14 protein-coding genes are annotated in these 17,174 nt (G+C 42.6%); 8 read left to right on the plus strand and 6 right to left on the minus strand.

Annotation, left to right across the window (positions count from 1 at the left end; genetic code table 11):
- Window position 1: 1 nt before the first annotated feature.
- The 6 genes from FKZ59_RS11620 (at window position 2) to FKZ59_RS11645 (ending at window position 4,123) form a co-directional block, all read left to right on the plus strand.
- Window positions 2-487, plus strand: a complete 486-nt coding sequence (locus FKZ59_RS11620) for a Na+/H+ antiporter subunit E (RefSeq protein WP_141602924.1) — start codon at window positions 2-4, stop codon at window positions 485-487.
- Window positions 484-768 carry a Na(+)/H(+) antiporter subunit F1 gene (locus FKZ59_RS11625; protein WP_141602925.1) on the plus strand — a complete coding sequence of 95 codons (285 nt, stop codon included), beginning with the start codon at window positions 484-486 and terminating at the stop codon, window positions 766-768. The genes FKZ59_RS11620 and FKZ59_RS11625 overlap by 4 nt, the downstream gene beginning before the upstream one ends.
- A complete protein-coding gene (locus tag FKZ59_RS11630; protein WP_141602926.1) occupies window positions 746-1,135 on the plus strand; it encodes a Na+/H+ antiporter subunit G in 390 nt (129 codons plus the stop codon). Before FKZ59_RS11625 ends, FKZ59_RS11630 begins: the two co-directional genes overlap by 23 nt.
- A gap of 90 nt (window positions 1,136-1,225) precedes the next feature.
- Window positions 1,226-2,041 carry a metallophosphoesterase gene (locus FKZ59_RS11635; protein WP_141602927.1) on the plus strand — a complete coding sequence of 272 codons (816 nt, stop codon included), beginning with the start codon at window positions 1,226-1,228 and terminating at the stop codon, window positions 2,039-2,041.
- 140 nt (window positions 2,042-2,181) lie between these two features.
- On the plus strand, window positions 2,182-2,472 hold the full coding sequence (locus FKZ59_RS11640; RefSeq protein ID WP_141602928.1) for a DUF6509 family protein: 291 nt from the start codon (window positions 2,182-2,184) through the stop codon (window positions 2,470-2,472).
- A 466-nt stretch (window positions 2,473-2,938) separates the two neighbouring features.
- On the plus strand, window positions 2,939-4,123 hold the full coding sequence (locus FKZ59_RS11645; RefSeq protein WP_141602929.1) for a CaiB/BaiF CoA transferase family protein: 1,185 nt from the start codon (window positions 2,939-2,941) through the stop codon (window positions 4,121-4,123).
- A gap of 41 nt (window positions 4,124-4,164) precedes the next feature.
- Here the strand turns inward: FKZ59_RS11645 and FKZ59_RS11650 are convergent, their stop codons facing one another.
- On the minus strand, window positions 4,165-5,616 hold the full coding sequence (locus FKZ59_RS11650) for a 2-hydroxyacyl-CoA dehydratase family protein (protein WP_141602930.1): 1,452 nt from the start codon (window positions 5,614-5,616) through the stop codon (window positions 4,165-4,167).
- A 200-nt stretch (window positions 5,617-5,816) separates the two neighbouring features.
- Here FKZ59_RS11650 and FKZ59_RS11655 point away from each other — a divergent pair, with 200 nt between their 5' ends.
- Entirely contained in the window at window positions 5,817-6,746 is a 930-nt protein-coding gene (locus FKZ59_RS11655; protein ID WP_141602931.1) for an AEC family transporter, read from the plus strand.
- Window positions 6,747-6,837: 91 nt separating this feature from the next.
- Window positions 6,838-8,658, plus strand: coding sequence for an ATP-dependent zinc metalloprotease FtsH (gene ftsH / locus FKZ59_RS11660; protein ID WP_141602932.1), 1,821 nt, complete (start codon window positions 6,838-6,840; stop codon window positions 8,656-8,658).
- Window positions 8,659-8,718: 60 nt separating this feature from the next.
- Here the strand turns inward: ftsH and FKZ59_RS11665 are convergent, their stop codons facing one another.
- The 5 genes from FKZ59_RS11665 to FKZ59_RS11685 form a co-directional block, all read right to left on the minus strand.
- Complete coding sequence (locus FKZ59_RS11665; protein ID WP_141602933.1) at window positions 8,719-12,948, minus strand: acyl-CoA dehydratase activase-related protein; 4,230 nt, start codon at window positions 12,946-12,948, stop codon at window positions 8,719-8,721.
- A 40-nt stretch (window positions 12,949-12,988) separates the two neighbouring features.
- On the minus strand, window positions 12,989-13,441 hold the full coding sequence (locus FKZ59_RS11670) for a TetR/AcrR family transcriptional regulator (RefSeq protein ID WP_141602934.1): 453 nt from the start codon (window positions 13,439-13,441) through the stop codon (window positions 12,989-12,991).
- A gap of 132 nt (window positions 13,442-13,573) precedes the next feature.
- On the minus strand, window positions 13,574-15,064 hold the full coding sequence (locus FKZ59_RS11675; protein WP_141602935.1) for a catalase: 1,491 nt from the start codon (window positions 15,062-15,064) through the stop codon (window positions 13,574-13,576).
- A gap of 277 nt (window positions 15,065-15,341) precedes the next feature.
- Window positions 15,342-15,905 carry a restriction endonuclease gene (locus tag FKZ59_RS11680; RefSeq protein WP_141602936.1) on the minus strand — a complete coding sequence of 188 codons (564 nt, stop codon included), beginning with the start codon at window positions 15,903-15,905 and terminating at the stop codon, window positions 15,342-15,344.
- Between the two features lie 72 nt (window positions 15,906-15,977).
- On the minus strand, window positions 15,978-17,159 hold the full coding sequence (locus FKZ59_RS11685; protein WP_141602937.1) for a CynX/NimT family MFS transporter: 1,182 nt from the start codon (window positions 17,157-17,159) through the stop codon (window positions 15,978-15,980).
- Window positions 17,160-17,174 lie beyond the last annotated feature (15 nt).

A 17,174-nucleotide genomic window follows, 5' to 3' on the forward strand; every position in this document is an offset into this window, starting at 1 on the left:
GTTGTTTTTTGCCCAATTTATTTTGAATTTTTTTATCGCGCTTCTATGGCTTCTGTTTAAAGACGAGCCGACTCCGACGCTTGCGACCTTCAATACCGGATTTATTGTCGGAATGGGGATTCTTTATGTAATGCACCGGTTCTTTGGCACGCAATTTTATTTGATCCGGCTGGCGAAAATCATTAAGCTTGTTTTGTTTTTTTTCAGGGAGCTGATTATATCGGGGTTTGTGGTGATGAAACAAGTATTGACCCCCAATTTAAACATAACGCCGGGCATTTTTAAATATAAGACGATTTTGGAAAAAGATTGGGAGGTGACGACTTTATCGCTTTTATTAACATTGACTCCCGGATCAGTCGTAATGGAAGTATCGGAATCGGGCGATGAATTATATATACATGCGATGGATATCGGCCAAAAAGAGGATTTGATCAGGTCGTTGGGCAGATTTGAGACGGTAATATTGGAGGTGTCACGGGATTGATGAAAACCATTTTGCTTATCTCCCTTGCCTTGTTCATGATAGCAATTGCATTGCATTTGGTCCGGGTAATCAAGGGGCCTTCGATGCCTGACCGTGCGATTGCCCTTGATACGATCGGGGTTAATTTAATTTCGTCGATGGCAATTATTTCGCTATTGTTGGAAACGACGGCGTTTTTGGAAGCCATATTGATTCTCGGGATTTTGGCGTTTATCGGGACAATCGCTTTTTCCAAATATATTGAAAGAGGTGTCATTATTGAACGCAAGTCAGATCATTGAGTGGATTTGTGCCATCATTATTTTGTTTGGTTCAATCATCAGTATTATCAGCGCCTTTGGAATGCTCCGTTTCCCTGATGTCTACACCCGGGCTCATGCGGTGGCAAAAAGCGCCACTTTAGCCGTTCTGTCTTGCCTTGTCGGGTCGTTGTTTTATATTTGGATCCATGATGGATATTTCAGCGTCCGATTATTGTTAGGGATTTTATTTGTTTTTACTACCTCTCCGGTATCTACCCATCTTGTGATCCGGGCTGCTTACCGTTCCGGGGTGCCGCTTGCGGAAGGTTCCGGCGAAGATGAGTTGAAGCCCGTTTTGTTCGGCGAGAAAGAACCTGCATCAACCCGTTCGGAACATGCGAAATAATACCTGCTTGCCCTTGATTGTACGGTAATAAAGCCATAAGATAGTGAAGGGATATTTCTGAAAACTACGAATAGAATCGAGCGGAGCGAATTGAAAAAGTTATTCAAACTATTAGCTTGGATTGTTGGGATATGTTTGTTTTTATACGTAAACAATCACTGGATCGTGATTACGGAAAGGACGTATGAAAATAAAAAAATTCCACGACAATTTGACGGGTTTCGGATTACTCAAATATCTGACTTGCATGACGCCTTATTCGGCGAAAACCAGGAAAAGCTGATTGAGAAAGTGCGAAAAACAAACCCGGATGTCATTTTGATCACCGGCGATTTAATAGACAGCAATCGTTATGATTTGGAGCAAAGTTTAATGGCTGTCCGTGGATTTGTGAACATTGCGGATGTATATTATGTCATCGGCAATCATGAAGTAGCGGTGAACCGGGTGGAGGAAATTTATGATGCGCTGGAAGGAATGGGGGTACATATTTTACCGAATGCTGCCGCGATGGTGGAACGTGCCGGAGAAGCAATAGCTATTGCCGGAATTGAAGATCCGCTCAATGGCGTTGATACGCAAACGATGTTAAATAAAGCGTTGTCCGATGTTCCGGAACGGTTATTTACCGTATTGCTCGCTCATCGGCCTGAAAAGTTCGGTATTTACGCAAAAAATGAAATTGACTTGGTATTTTCAGGCCACGCTCATGGCGGCCAAATCCGTCTTCCTTTTGTAGGGGGATTGGTGGCTCCGGGACAGGGATTTTTCCCTGAATATACAGCGGGATTTTATAAAAAAATTGATACGACAATGAATGTCAACAGAGGTTTGGGCAACAGCGGGGCGCCATTTCGGATCTTTAATTTTCCTGAAATTTCGGTTGTGGAGCTGAAGGCTGAATGAATAGATGCCGGTAAGGTGGACGTCTCCGGTTGTGTCGTTTTTTCATGCAACATGGGCATAAATAAAATATATTCGGGAAGAAAGTTAATTAAATTTTTTTCGCATGACGGTTTGATTTAAGGAAAAAGGAGATTGTGCAAATGAATATCGTCAATTTTGAAATGGAAGAATGGATCGATCCGACAGGGATTATTCAAGGAAGACGTTTTGAATTTTTGTTGGACGTGGAAGTGGATGAAGAAGATGAACTATACTCCGAAGCCGGTACGCAAATCCGGATGCTGGTGGGCGATGAAGGGGAAGGTCCGTATATTATCAACTATTTTATTATTGATAAAAAAGACGGGAAGTATATTGAGCTTGCATTAGAAGAGGATGAGGAACAATCGCTTCTGGACTTTTGCAAGGCAAAGTTGGAGCAGGAAGGATGACTGAAGGGCGAGGCTGTCCTCTCCTGTGAAAATAAAAGAAAAAGTTTCAGCAAATGATTTTAAACTATAGTGAAATATCATCCAAAAAACCGAGTTGGATGATATTTTTATTTTTTGGGAAATAACTTAGTCCATTTTTTTTTTTGGGAAATAAAGAGGATTGGTTAATAAACAAGCCAAGGTGCTTTTTCAAGCAAATATTCCATTCCTTTTTGGAAATAATAAGAAGGAGAGGAAAAATGTTTTATTAAAAAAACAATAATAAACTTGTTCCCCATTATGCTTTTCTATCATTTTCAACAAATTAATAATTTCTTCCGTTTGATTAACATATATAGAATAATAGGTTCACAAAATATTCAGATTATTTTAAAATATTAGTATAATAACTGATGTTAAATTTATGGCTAAAGAAAATTTTCTTGAAATTGCGGTAAATGTCTTGTTCAAAAAGGGGATGGGGTTAGTGACAATCTTAAAAGATTTAAAAATTCTGGATTTTTCATTGATGCTTCCGGGAGTCTTTACAACGATGATGTTTGCCGATTTCGGAGCGGATGTCATTCATGTGGAATCCACACGCAGAGTGGATTTAATGCGCATTATGCCGCCTTATGATGAAAATAAGGAATCCTATATTCATCAACATTTGAACCGTTCCAAAAAGTCGATCAAACTGAACTTGAAAACGGAAGAAGCTGTGGAAATCGTCAAAAAGTTGATCCAGGAATACGATATTGTAGTAGAAGGGTTCCGTCCGGGAGTCATGGAACGGTTGGGGTTGGATTATGAATCGCTGAAAAAAGTCAATCCAAGGCTCATCTATTGTTCCATCACGGGATATGGACAAACCGGTCCGTACCGGAACCGCCCCGGGCATGATAACAACTATTTATCCATTGCAGGCATTTTGGATTATTCTCGTCCGAAAGGAAAGAAGCCGGTTTCCATGGGCATTCAGATTGCCGACATCGCCGGAGGGACATTGCATGCGGCAATCGGAATCCTTGCTTGTGCACTGCATCGGGAAAAAACGGGGGAAGGCAAATATATTGATATCTCGATGACTGATGCAGTGTTCACCATGAATGCATTATATGGAACGGCCTATTTGGGCAGCGGCGAATTGCCAAAACCGGAGGAGGAAATATTAAACGGCGGCACGTTTTACGACTACTATGAAACGAAGGATGGACGCTATTTCTCGGTCGGCAGCCTGGAGCCGCATTTCCGCAAACTGTTATGTGAAGCATTGGACATACCTGAATTGATTCAAAGCACTTTCAACGACTCGACATATACGCAAAAGCGTTTTAAAGAGGCGGTCAAAGATGCGTTCTTGACGAAAACCTTTGATGAATGGCTGGAAGTGTTCAATGAAGATTTCGAAGGCTGTGTGGAGCCGGTATTGACTTTTGAAGAAGCCTGCAATCATCCGCAAATCCGGGCAAGAAATATGCTTGTCGAAGTGCCGAAAGAAGATGGTACAACACAAAAACAAATCGGAACGGCGATCAAATTTGAAGGGGTGGAACCAACCTACAGATTCGTCGGGGCCAAAGTCGGCCAACATACGGAGGAAATCCTGAAGTCCCTGGGCTATTCAGATGAAGAGATTGAAACGTTGCAGAAAAAAGGAGTGCTGCAATAATGAACGTCCCAAAAGTAATCGTATTATTACTTTTGGGACGTTTACTTTTGCACAAAACCGGCAGCGAAGTTCCGCAAATCTTCGAAATCGTCCTGCAAAACCAAGTATTTTTTATAGATGCCCATCAATTGTTCAAAAAGTTCAAATTGCTCTGTTGCAAAAAGGGCCTTCAACAGATTGGATACATGTTGAGAGGTCATGCGGGCAACCGGATAAAACGGGCTTTCCATTTGTTGATACTGCCGCAGCCATTTATCGATGGACTGCATGATATGCTGATGGGAATGATCGACGATATAGGCAATATCCCGTTGAATGCCGGCTTCAATTTTCAACAGCAAATCCCGGTCAAAAGCTTTCGCATTCAGGAAATTGTAGATGTTTGTACATGAGGCGATTTCATATTCCTTCATCAATTGCAAAACATCCTGGAACTGTTCCTTTTTCACAAGTGCGTCAATCACAATAAAGAAGATTTGTTCCAAATAGTTTTTATCGTATCGTTTGACTAAAGCTTCAGGTTCCGGCTTTAAATTCGGAAGGATATCCCCGTAATCAATCAATAGTTCGACGGCATGATTGATTAACCTGTCATTCTGGATCAAAAATTTGCCGTGTGTGATGGTTTTGTCCGTATTCTTTTGATTTGCCCCATCCATCGCCAAAATATAGGATAACAGTGTCTGCTCTTTCTCGGTCAGCGCCCACTCCCCTGCCTCCCATGTTTGGAACACTTCCGCAATCAGTTTATCGAGCTTTTTATAATGCCGCTTTCCGCCCATAAAATGAAGGGAAATATTTAACAAGTGAAGTTCTTTGATGAAATGGGAGCGGGGATTTTTATAGTCAATGCTTCTGATGAATGAATTCATGGTTGCAACCAATTGGCTTTTTGTCATATACTTTTGGATAATTTGTTTAAATTGATTCATCAAATCAAGCGGATTTTGAATCGTGTTCAGTGGAGCCTGCATGAAAACCGAAAAAATTTTTTTGGCGTATAGGTAGTGCCAAAAATCCAATTTTTGATTATAGAGGATATGTATAAAATATTTTTTTCCAATTTTATATACATGTATTTCATTCAATTTCGTAATCGATTTTGCATAGTTTGTTTTTTTGCCGAAAACGATTTCGACAAATTGGGGAAAGTCGAAAACGTTTTTCTTTAATGCCTGTTCAAAAACGATCTTTTTCCCTGTTGGAGAAGAGAAGAATGCATCAATGGTTTTTTGGACATTCTGCAAATCAATATTTGATGAACGAAACATTTCTTGGGTAAATAAATCCATTTTCCCCCAATACTGCTTGATTTCCTGGAAAACGGCTTTTGCCGCTTCCGTCTTGTTGAAAAGGATTTGTTGGAGAGGGATGATGCTTCCAAAAATGTTTTCATTCTCTTCAAAGCCGCCGATTTGTTGAATCGCTTGTTCAAAAGGTTTTCCGATTTGTCCTCCCGTTTTTTGGAACAGCAGTTCATCGAATTTGAGCATTCTTCCTTCCCCCCTATATTAAAAATCGGCATTTATAAATTTTTATTCAATAAAATAAAATCCAATTCTAAATTACCCACCGGCCAAAAGAAATGCAAACCCTTCATTTCAGGTTTTTCTTTTTATTTAAAACTCTAGTATAATTCTAATATTAGGTTTTCATCATTAGAAAAAGTATCAGATTAAGCGGGGATGCAACCATGTACTATCTATCGATGATTTTTTTTCAAATCGTTGCGCCGATTCTGGTTCTGCTAGTGATCGGTGCTGTGCTGCAAAAGAAATTCCAGTTCAATTTAAAAGCTTTGTCCCAGCTTGTTACATATTGCTTTATGCCGGCTGCGGTTTTTGTAAATTTATACGAAACTTCGGTTAATATGTCGGTTCTCGCCCAAGTGGCGGCGTTTATCGTTTTATTTATCGGCAGCCAAATGCTGTTCAGCCATTATACGGCGAAATTATTGGGCCTTAACCGTTCGGAATCCGCCGTGTTCAAAAACAGCATCGTCCTGATCAACTCCGGCAACTACGGCATCCCGGTGGCACAAATGGTTTTTGCCCAACAACCGATCGGTGTCGCAATCCAAGTGATTCTCGTTATTTTTCAAAATATGACAACCTACACATATGGCTTGTACAATTTGATTTCCGCGACCAAATCAGGGCTTGAGATTGTAAAAGACTTTTTGAAAATGCCGATTCTCCATGCGCTGATCATCGGGGTGATTTTAAACTTGGCCGATATTGAAATACCCCAGACATTCCGCATTCCGTTGTATCATGTGGCGGACGGGTTTATCGCGGTTGCGTTGATTACGTTGGGTGCGCAGCTTTCACAGCTTGAAATACGCACCATGATCAACAAAACGATTATTACAAGCTGCTTTATGCGTCTTATTGTCGGTCCGGCCATTGCGCTTCTCATCATATATCTTCTCGGCATTGACGGAGTGGTTGCCAAATCCTTATTGATTGCAAGTTCATTTCCCACTTCCCGCAACAGTTCAAGCCTGGCGCTGGAATATGACGTGGAATTCAATACAGCAGCCCAGACGGTTTTATTTTCAACAATCGTAAGTTGCATTACGGTCACCATTGTCATATATTTATCCAACATTCTTTTCGGGTAAATGTTAAATAAAAGTTCAAAAAAACTTCTTCGCTGCTGGAAGTAAAGATTTGTAAACTAATATTATAGCAGACAAAAGGATGTGAGTTGTTGTGCAAGAAAAACAACCTCAAAACCGGTCACTAACCTATTATTTCTTTATATTAATGGCCATCGTTTTATTGAATGCGCTCATTTTGCCCGAAATTCAGGAGAAAAAAGTGGAAGAAGTGGACTACGGGACATTCCTGCAAATGATTGAGGACGGAAAGGTGAAGGAAGTAACGATTGAAGATAATGCCATTACGTTTAAGGACAAAAAGAATGAGGACATCATCTATAAAACCGGCGCCATTGAGGATCCAAAACTCGTCGACCGTTTATATGAGGCAGATGTTCCTTTTACAAAGGTCGTTCCGAATGAATTTTCGCCTTTAATCCGCTTCATTTTAATGTGGATTGTTCCGCTTGTCATTATTTTATTTTTAGGCAGCTTTTTGACCCGGAGTTTCCGGCAGTCCAGATCGGATGTGTTAACGTTCGGCAAAGCGAATGCGAAAATTTATGTGGAATCGGAAACAGGGAAAAGCTTTGATGATGTGGCGGGACAAGATGAAGCGAAGGAAGCGTTGAAGGAAATCGTCGATTTTTTGCATAATCCCGAAAAATACCGCAAAGTGGGAGCCAAACTTCCAAAAGGGGTTTTATTGGTTGGACCGCCGGGAACAGGGAAAACCTTGATTGCCAAGGCGGTGGCCGGAGAAGCGAAAGTGCCGTTCTTTACGATTTCCGGTTCTGAATTCGTTGAAATGTTTGTAGGGATGGGGGCTGCCCGCGTCCGTGATTTGTTCAAGCAGGCCCAGGAAAAGGCGCCTTGTATCGTATTTATCGATGAAATTGATGCCATCGGAAAAAAACGGGGCGTCAATTTAACGCAAGGAAACGATGAGCGGGAACAAACATTGAACCAGCTATTGTATGAAATGGACGGTTTCGATTCCAGCAAAGGGGTAGTAATTCTGGCTGCGACCAACCGTCCGGAAGTTTTGGACCAAGCCCTTCTGCGCCCGGGAAGATTTGACCGGCGCATTCCGCTTGAGCTTCCGGACTTAAAAGGAAGGGAAGCCATTTTAAAAGTCCATTTGAAAAAAGTGGCCGTTGATGAAAATATCGATGTTACTGCCATTGCAAAAGCGACCCCAGGTGCATCGGGGGCCGATTTGGCAAATATCGTTAATGAAGCTGCTTTAAGAGCGGTGAGAATGGGACGCGAGAAAGTGGTTCAAGAGGATTTGGAAGAAGCGGTGGATATCACCATTGCGGGGTATAAACGAAAAAGCAGAATATTATCTCCAAAAGAAAAGAAAATTGTGGCTTACCACGAAATTGGACATGCCATTGTTGCCGCGAAACAAAGCCATTCCTCACCGGTGCAAAAAATCACAATTATCCCGCGCACTTCAGGTGCCCTAGGCTATACAATGCAGGTGGAAGAAGAGGAACGGTATTTATTAACAAAAGAAGAAATATTCAATAAGATTGTGACATTAACGGGTGGAAGAACAGCTGAAGAGATTGTTTTCGACTCCATCACATCCGGCGCTGCCAATGATATCGAACAGGCCACAAAATTGGCAAGAGCGATGGTTACCCGCTTTGGAATGAGCGACAATTTCGGCATGATGGGTCTTGAAACAGTATCCAATGCCTACTTAGGCGGGGAAACGGCCTTAATTTGTTCTGATGAAACCGCGGCAAAAATCGATCAGGAAGTGCAAAACATCATCGAAAGCGCCCATAAAAAGGCGCGCCAAATCCTCACTGAAAATATCAACAAACTGCATGAATTGGCGGAATACTTGCTGGAAAAAGAAACGATCAGCGGCGAAGAATTCATGCGCATTTTGGAAAATGAACCGGCAGAAAAGGAGTAAGTTTAACAATAATGAAAAAGCTGTCTTAAAAGCAGCGGGCTTTTAAGACAGCTTTCTTTATTAAGCCATATTGCTTCTGGCGACGCTCATCATCAGTTTGATGCGGTTGACCTGATTGACTTTGCTGATGCTTGCATCATAATCGATCGCCACAAAGTTGGCGTTTGGATACGATTTTTTTATCGCGTTGAACATGCCTTTTCCAACAATATGGTTTGGCAAGCATCCAAAAGGCTGGACGCAAACAACATTTTGTACACCGGCATCCATCAATTCGGCAATTTCCCCGGAAAGCAGCCAGCCTTTCCCCATTTGGTTGCCGAGGCTCAAAAATTTCGAAGCTTTTTCGGCGATTTCGGATATTTCGAGCGACGCCGAAAAACGGCCGCTTTCCTGCAATGCTTTCCGCACAGGTTTCCGGTAATATTCAATAAACTCTATGGAAATATTCCCTGCAATCGAATCCCATTTTGAGAAGCCGAAGTGTTCCGATTTGTAGTTCCGGTTGTACAGGCCGTATAAGAAGAAGTCGATGAAATCCGGTACAACAGCTTCTCCGCCTTCTTCTTCGATGAGTTTCACCACTTGGTTGTTGGCATATGGATGGAACTTGACTAAAATTTCACCGACCACGCCGACTTTCGGTTTTTTCTCGTCCGTTACACCGATATTATTGAAGTCATCAATGATTTCCTGAATTAGCTTCTTATATTCTTTCATTGTGAAGTTGGAAAGGATATATTTCGATTTTTCCAACCATTTTCGATAGACAGCTTCAGCCGCTCCTTTGACTGTTTCATAAGGACGGACAGCAAGCTTCAGACGAAGCAGCAAATCTCCGAGATTCGCGGCGATGACAAGCTTTTTGGCAAGCGGAAAATTGATGCGGAATCCGGTATGTTTTTTGCCGCTGATGGATTTGGCACTGAGCGAAAGCACCGGCACTTGTCCCATGCCGGCGTTTTTCAGCGCTTTTTGCAGCAGGGCAAAGTAATTGGTTGCGCGGCAGCCACCGCCCGTCTGGGGCATGATGACAGCTGTGCGATTTAAGTCGTAATCGCCTTTTTTCAGATTGTCAATTAATTGGCCGATTGTGACAATGGCCGGGTAACAGGCATCGTTATTGACGTACCGCAACCCCTCTTCTATATCTTTTTCTTCCACTTCCTCCAAAACCTTCAAACGGTATCCGTGTAAATTAAAGGCTTCTTCAAACAATTTAAAGTGGGTTGGCACCATTTGGGGAGCCAATATTGTATATATTTTTTTGGCTTTCTTATCATAGACGGCTTCTTGCTGTTCCCTCCATTCTTTCTTCGCAGCCCCCGTGATATGGTTGTTTTTTCGTTCTTCAATCGCCGCCTTCATTGATCGGAGGCGAATGCGGGCTGCCCCTAAATTCGAAATCTCATCGACTTTAATCCAAGTATAAAGCTGGTTGCCATTTTCCAATATTTCTTGAACGGCATCGGTTGTAATAGCATCAAGCCCGCATCCAAAAGAAGTGATGTGCAAAAGTTCAAGGTTAGGATGTTCCTTTACCACTTCTGCCGCCTCATAAAGACGAGAATGGAAAGTCCATTGATTCACGACTTCATCCCGGGATTTCGAGGGAGCCAAATGGCTGATTGCATCTTCCGTTAAAACGGCCATATCCAGGCGGATAATTTCGTCAGGCAAATCGTGGTTGATGGCGGGATCGATATGATATGGATGTCCTGCCAACACAATGCCGATCTTGCCTTCCTCTTTCAATTGTTTCAGCACCTCTTCTCCCCGGCGCCGCAGCCATTCATTGAATTTAATATCTTCATTGCGCGCTTTTTGCAGTGCGTATTTGATTTCGACTTTTGAAATATTAGGGAAGACTGAACACAATTCTTTGAACAGGGCATCTTCATGTTGGATTGACAAAAATGGGTTCAGGAACGTCACGCCATGTTCCTTGAGAATTTCTTCCATATTGACGCGAATCACTTCCGGGTATGATGCCACAACAGGACAGTTATAATGGTTTTGCTGAGATTCCCGTTCCAATTCTTCATAGACGATGGAAGGATAGAAAATGGTTTTGACGCCTTTTTCAATCAAGCTGATGATATGCCCGTGGCTCAGTTTTGCCGGGTAGCAGACCGATTCGGACGGGATGGTTTCCATCCCTTTTTCAAAAAGTTTTTGGCTTGATTTGCTGGAAAGAACGACTTCAAATCCGAGTTCCGTAAAGAATGTGTGCCAAAAAGGATAGTTTTCAAACAAATTTAAGACGCGCGGAATGCCAATTTTGCCCCGGTAAGCCTTTTCCCCGGAAAGGGATGGGCGGTTAAAGAGCATATCGTATTTTTCCTTTGCCAAGTTCGGCAAAGAGTTTTGCGGTTTCAGCTTGCCTGCGCCCCGTTCACAACGGTTTCCCGTAATGAATGTCCGCTTATCAGGGAAGCGGTTGATGGTGATCGGACAACGGTTTTCGCAAAGGCCGCATCGGCTGTGGGTAATCTTTACTTGGAAGTCGTATAATTTAGTTTTTGGCAGCAACGTTGTCGTGTCTTCTCCGTTCCAATTTCTTTTCGCCGCAAGGGCGCATCCGTACGCTCCCATGAGCCCCGCAAGATCTGGTCGGACGACTTCTTTTCCCGTCATTTTTTCAAAGGCCCGCAAAACGGAATCATTTAAGAAAGTGCCTCCTTGAACAACAATTTTATCTCCCAATTCTTCGACGGATTTCAGTTTGATTACTTTGTATAAGGCGTTTGTAACAATGGAGTAGGCAAGTCCGGCCGAAATATTTTCGATGGATGCCCCTTCTTTTTGGACCTGTTTCACCCGGGAATTCATAAAAACGGTGCAGCGGGAGCCCAAATCGACCGGCGCCTTTGCGGTAAGGGCAAGTTTCGAGAATTCCTGGACGCTTTTGCCCAACGTTTCGGCGAAGCTTTCCAGGAAGGAGCCGCATCCGGCAGAACAAGCTTCATTTAAATGGATGCTGTCAATCACGCCGTTTTTGATTTTGATGCATTTCATGTCCTGGCCGCCGATATCGATGATAAAGTCCACATCAGGCTGAAATTTTTTCGCTGCCTGATAGTGGGCGACGGTTTCTATTAAACCATCATCTACTTGATAGGCGGATTGGATGAGCTTCTCCCCATAGCCTGTGACTGCCGATCGTCGGATTTTCACATCTTTAGGGAGCTGTTCATATAATTTGGATAATCCTTCCCGAACGGTTTCAATGGGGTTTCCTTTATTTTTTTCATAAAAGGTGTATAACACTTCATCCCCTTCGCCGATCAGTACCATTTTGGTTGTCGTTGAACCGGCATCGATGCCCAAAAAAGCGTTTCCTTGATAATCTTTTAATGGGGCTTTAGGTACCTTTGCTTTATCGTGCCGTTGTTTAAATGCAAGAAAGTCTTCTTCCGTTTCAAAGAGGACGCCATTTTTATTGACATTTGAAACGCTTACAACCGGCTCTGAATGGCTAAGAATACGAATGATTTCATTTATGTTAATGAAATTCTCTTGCTGGCATTCCAAAGCCGCACCCAATGCTACATAATAATGACCATTTTCATTATGTAAAACTTGTTCATCTGTCAAGCGGAGGGTTTCGATAAACCGTTTTCGGAGTTCTGTCAAAAATGTCAATGGACCTCCGAGGAAAGCAACATTGCCGCGAATCGGACGGCCATTGGCAAGTCCTGCAATCGTTTGGTTGACGACCGCTTGAAAGACACTGGCCGCAATGTCTTCTTTGCGTGCCCCCTCGTTCAATAACGGCTGCACATCCGTTTTTGCAAAAACACCGCAGCGGGAAGCGATTGGATAAATTTTCTCGGCACCCTTTGCCAATTCATTCAATCCGGCGGCGTCCGTATCCAAAAGGGCGGCAATTTGGTCAATAAACGTGCCGGTTCCTCCTGCACAAGCGGTATTCATCCGCTGTTCAAGGCCGTTCGTCAAATAAATGATTTTGGCATCTTCACCGCCGAGTTCGATAATCACATCAATATTCGGTTGAGTGGCTTTTACCGCTTCTGTACAAGCGACTACCTCCTGAATAAACGGGATGCCGGTTTTTTCGGAGATCCCTAATCCCGAGGAACCGCTGGCGCTCATTTTGCAATTTGCATTCGGAAATTTTTGCGCCACCGTTTGAAGCAATGCCAATGTCGTATTTTTTATATCGGAAAAGTGTCTCTGATAGACTTTATACAAAATTTCCTTTTTCTCGTTCAAGACTACGAGTTTTGCTGTGGTAGATCCAACATCCAATCCTATATGGAGTGCCATGAACATCATCCCTTTAACCAATAGTTTATAATACCGGATATCAAGAGAAATATTGTTGAAGCAAAATATCAATTTGCGTTTCGATGTTTGAAAAGGGGGATCCCGTTACATATTCATAGAGCGGTTCTATAAGTGTCGGCAGCAGAGCGGCCCCGATTAAATGGGACACCATAATGGTCAGTTTCTTTGGATCTTCTTCGCCGGAAGCTTCCCGGATTGCATTTTTAAATTTTTTCATGCCAATGGCGTTGAGAAATTCGAAATATTCTATCTGGCTTTTATAAAAAACCGAATTTTCTTGCATTACCAAATGGATGATGAAAGGGTACTTCCGAAAGATGCGCAAATATTGGAGCAAAAATCCTCTTATTTGTTCTTTCGGTGTCAAAGAAGGATCATCGAAAATGGTAAAAGTGTCTTTTAGAGATGTGATTAATGAATGAATGGCTTCATTGATCAAATTTTCCTTTGAGCCAAAATAGTAGTTGATCAAAGCGACATTGACACCGGTTAATAAAACAAAAACCTGCTTTACTTTTCAAGGTAAAGCAGGTTTTGGAATCAATGATTGGCAGATGATGTTGTAAGCGATTTTAACAGGTTCGTGGAACAGTACAGTTTTTGATTATTTTTTATATGGATTGGACAAATCCATGCCGTCAAGGGATAATCCAAGGGCTTTTGCAACCCCTTCGCCGTAAGCAGGATCTGCCAAATAGCAGTGTAAAATGTGGCGGCGTTTGATGAATTCTTCCACTCCTTCCATCGCGCGGGCCGTGTTTTCAAATAGCCGTTGCTGTTCGTCTGCGCTCATTAAGCGGAACAATTTACCAGGCTGTTCAAAATAATTGTCGTCATCTTCGCGGAAGTCGTAAATATCGGCATCGCCTTCAAGTTTGAGAGGCGGCTCTTTCAATTCAGGATGATGCTGCCATTCCCCATAGCTGTTAGGTTCATAATTCAATGTGCTTCCCAGGTTGCCGTCGAAGCGCATTGCCCCATCGCGGTGGAATGTGCGGAATGGACATTTTGGTGCGTTGATTGGCAACAAGTAATGGTTCACACCTAAACGATAGCGTTGAGCATCGGCATAGGCAAAGATGCGTGCTTGCAGCATGCGGTCTGGAGAATAACCAATGCCAGGCACGATGTTGGATGGCGAGAATGCAGCCTGTTCTACTTCGGCAAAGTAGTTTTCAGGGTTTTTATTCAATTCGATTTCACCGACTTCAATAAGCGGGAAGTCTTTTTTATACCATACTTTTGTTAAATCAAACGGGTTATATGGCATTTCTTTTGCCTGTTCTTCTGTCATCACTTGGATATACATTTTCCATTTTGGATAGTCACCGTTTTCAATGGCGTTATAAAGGTCGCGTTGGTGTGAATCCGGGTCTTTGCCTCTTAATTCGGCCGCCGCTTCGTCAGTCAAGTTTTTAATGCCCTGTTGTGTGATGAAGTGGAATTTCACCCAAACGCGTTCATTATCTTCGTTGATCAAGCTGTACGTATGTGAACCGAAACCGTGCATATGGCGGTAGCTTGCCGGGATGCCGCGGTCAGACATTGTAATAGTGACTTGGTGCAATGATTCAGGAAGCAATGTCCAGAAATCCCAGTTGCTGTTTGGGTTGTGCATATTTGTGCGCGGATCCCGTTTTACCACGTGGTTCAAATCAATAAAATGCAATGGATCGCGGAAGAAGAATACCGGCGTGTTATTGCCGACCAAGTCCCAGTTTCCTTCTTCTGTATAGAATTTAATGGCGAAACCGCGGATATCACGTACGGCATCAGCATATCCGCGCTCACCTGCCACTGTGGAGAAGCGGATGAAGAGCGGAGTTTTCTTTCCAACTTGTGAGAACATTTTTGCTTTCGTGTATTTTGTAATATCATTTGTCACTGTAAACACACCGTGGGCTCCGGAACCTTTGGCATGCATGCGCCGTTCCGGAATCACTTCGCGGTTGAAGTTAGCAAGTTTTTCAATTAGCCATACGTCTTGCAATAAAACCGGACCTCTTTTGCCGGCCGTCATGGAATCATGGTTGCTGATGACTGGAGCACCGTTCGCTTTTGTAAATAAATGTCGATTATTCTTATGGTTTGACATATTGGTTCCTCCTCCTGGCTCATTTCTTTGATTATTACTATACCAAACTTAAATAAAAATTTCTACTAAATTAGAATAATTATTTTTAAGAATTTTTTACAAGTTAAATTCATATTGTTAAATTTTAATATCTTTTGATTAATTATAATAAATTAAAGTTTTGTTTGGTTGTTTCGCATAGTATTTAACTTTTAAAACATGGATTTAATTGAAAATGTAATATTGTAATTGAAAATAAAAAAAGGGTGCCCATCCTTTAGATGAGCACCCTTCATTATCATTTGGAGTCGAGGATGATTTCAATTAAATCATCGCGGTCGATTAAGTAGACATCGTTCGACTCCGCAAGTTTTTGCGCTTGTTTGGTAAAATAACTGTTTGTAACAACCCATGCTTCCGTCGCATTGTACATTTTTAACGCTCCAATGACTTCCTGTACGGCTTTTACCCCGACAGCGCCGGAATATCTTTTTGCCTGTACGGCAATCGTATTTTCCCTGTCCTGCAATATAAGATCGGCGCCATAATCGCCGGAAGTTTTCGTATAGGTGACTTTAAATCCGCGTTTTTTAAAAAGCCTTCCTAAAAACGCCTCAAATTCTTCGCCTGTCATTTCATCGATTTGTTTAATGCCGGCTTTCCGAAGACGGAAATATCCTCTTGTTTTCCACCATATTTTAACGAGGATCCAGAAGAGCAAAAAGCTCCCCATTGAAATGAACACGCCCTTCAAATTTTCCGTATAGTACCAGCCGATGCAGCCGGCGAAGATGAGGGACAACTGAAATAGAAACCGGGTAAATGTCTTCTTCTTTCTTTTTTTCTGTTTTTTTTTGGCCAACAGTCCTAACCCCTTGCTATATTACTCTCTCTATATAGTAACACAAAAAGGGTACATATGTTTGTGTTTTGTTTAAATGTATCGATTCTTCGAACTGATGAAAGAAAAAATAAATAAAATAAGGGATGCAGCGATAAACAAGATATTTGGCAGGGCCCAGCTGCCTGTCGCTTCCTGGATGAAACCGAATAATACGGGGCCGATTGCGGCAATGAGATAACCGAAAGACTGCGCGAACCCGGAAATTTCAGATGCCTCGTAAGCGGTTCTTGTGCGCAAAGTGAAAAACATTAATACAAGGCCAAAGGAAGCCCCGGCGGCAAGGCCCAAGAGAATCATCCATATGAGTGTTCCGCCGGTCCATTGAAATAAAAGGCCGCCGAAACCAATAAGGTAACACAATGTAAAGAAATAGACTATCGGGCGCTGGGATGACAATTTTTCCGCAAGCAGCGGAATGAAAAATGTCATCGGCATTTGCGATAACTGGAAAACGGAAGCCATCCATCCGGCCTGGTCCGAACGCAACCCTTGCGACACCAGAATCTCCGGAATCCAGGCGGTGGAACAATAAAACAACAAAGACTGGGTTCCCATTGCCATTGCAATCGCCCAGGCGAGAGGGGACTTCCACACTTTCACGGCTTTTTGTCCATTTCCGGATTGGTTTTGCGAAACCTTTTCACTGCGCAGAATCGGAATCCATGCCACCATTGTAACGATGACTAAAATTACGGTGCATCCAAGGGCGCCTTGCCAGCCGGAGAGTTCGGCAACAGGCTGGCTGAACGCGAGGGATGCCGCTGCAGAAATGTTCATGGATACAGTATAAATCCCTGTCAACAGGCCGACCCGAGACGGATATTTCGCCTTGAAAAAGCTGGGAAATAATACATTTCCAAAGGAAATGGCAACACCGATTAAAATAGTGCCGATAATTAATAAGGAAATATTGCCTGCGGATCTGATAAATATGCCGATTGTCAAGAGAACCAGCGAGTAAAACAGTGTATGTTCCATGCCAAGCCGACGCGCTATCTTTGGTGCAAAGGGAGAAACGATGGCAAAGGCCAAAAGGGGAATGGTCGTCAAAAAACCTGCCAAAGTATTGGAAATGCCCAAATCATCGCGGATATAAGAAATGATGGTGCCTACACCGGTAATTGGAGTCCTGACAGTCGTTGCAAAAAAAATAATAGCCAAAAAGAATAGAAAGGTCGAAAAAGTCAAAGGGAATTCCCGAGCCATCTTCATCAAGAACCTCCGGCA

This window comes from Ureibacillus terrenus (genome assembly GCF_006569205.1).
Classification (GTDB): domain Bacteria; phylum Bacillota; class Bacilli; order Bacillales_A; family Planococcaceae; genus Ureibacillus; species Ureibacillus terrenus.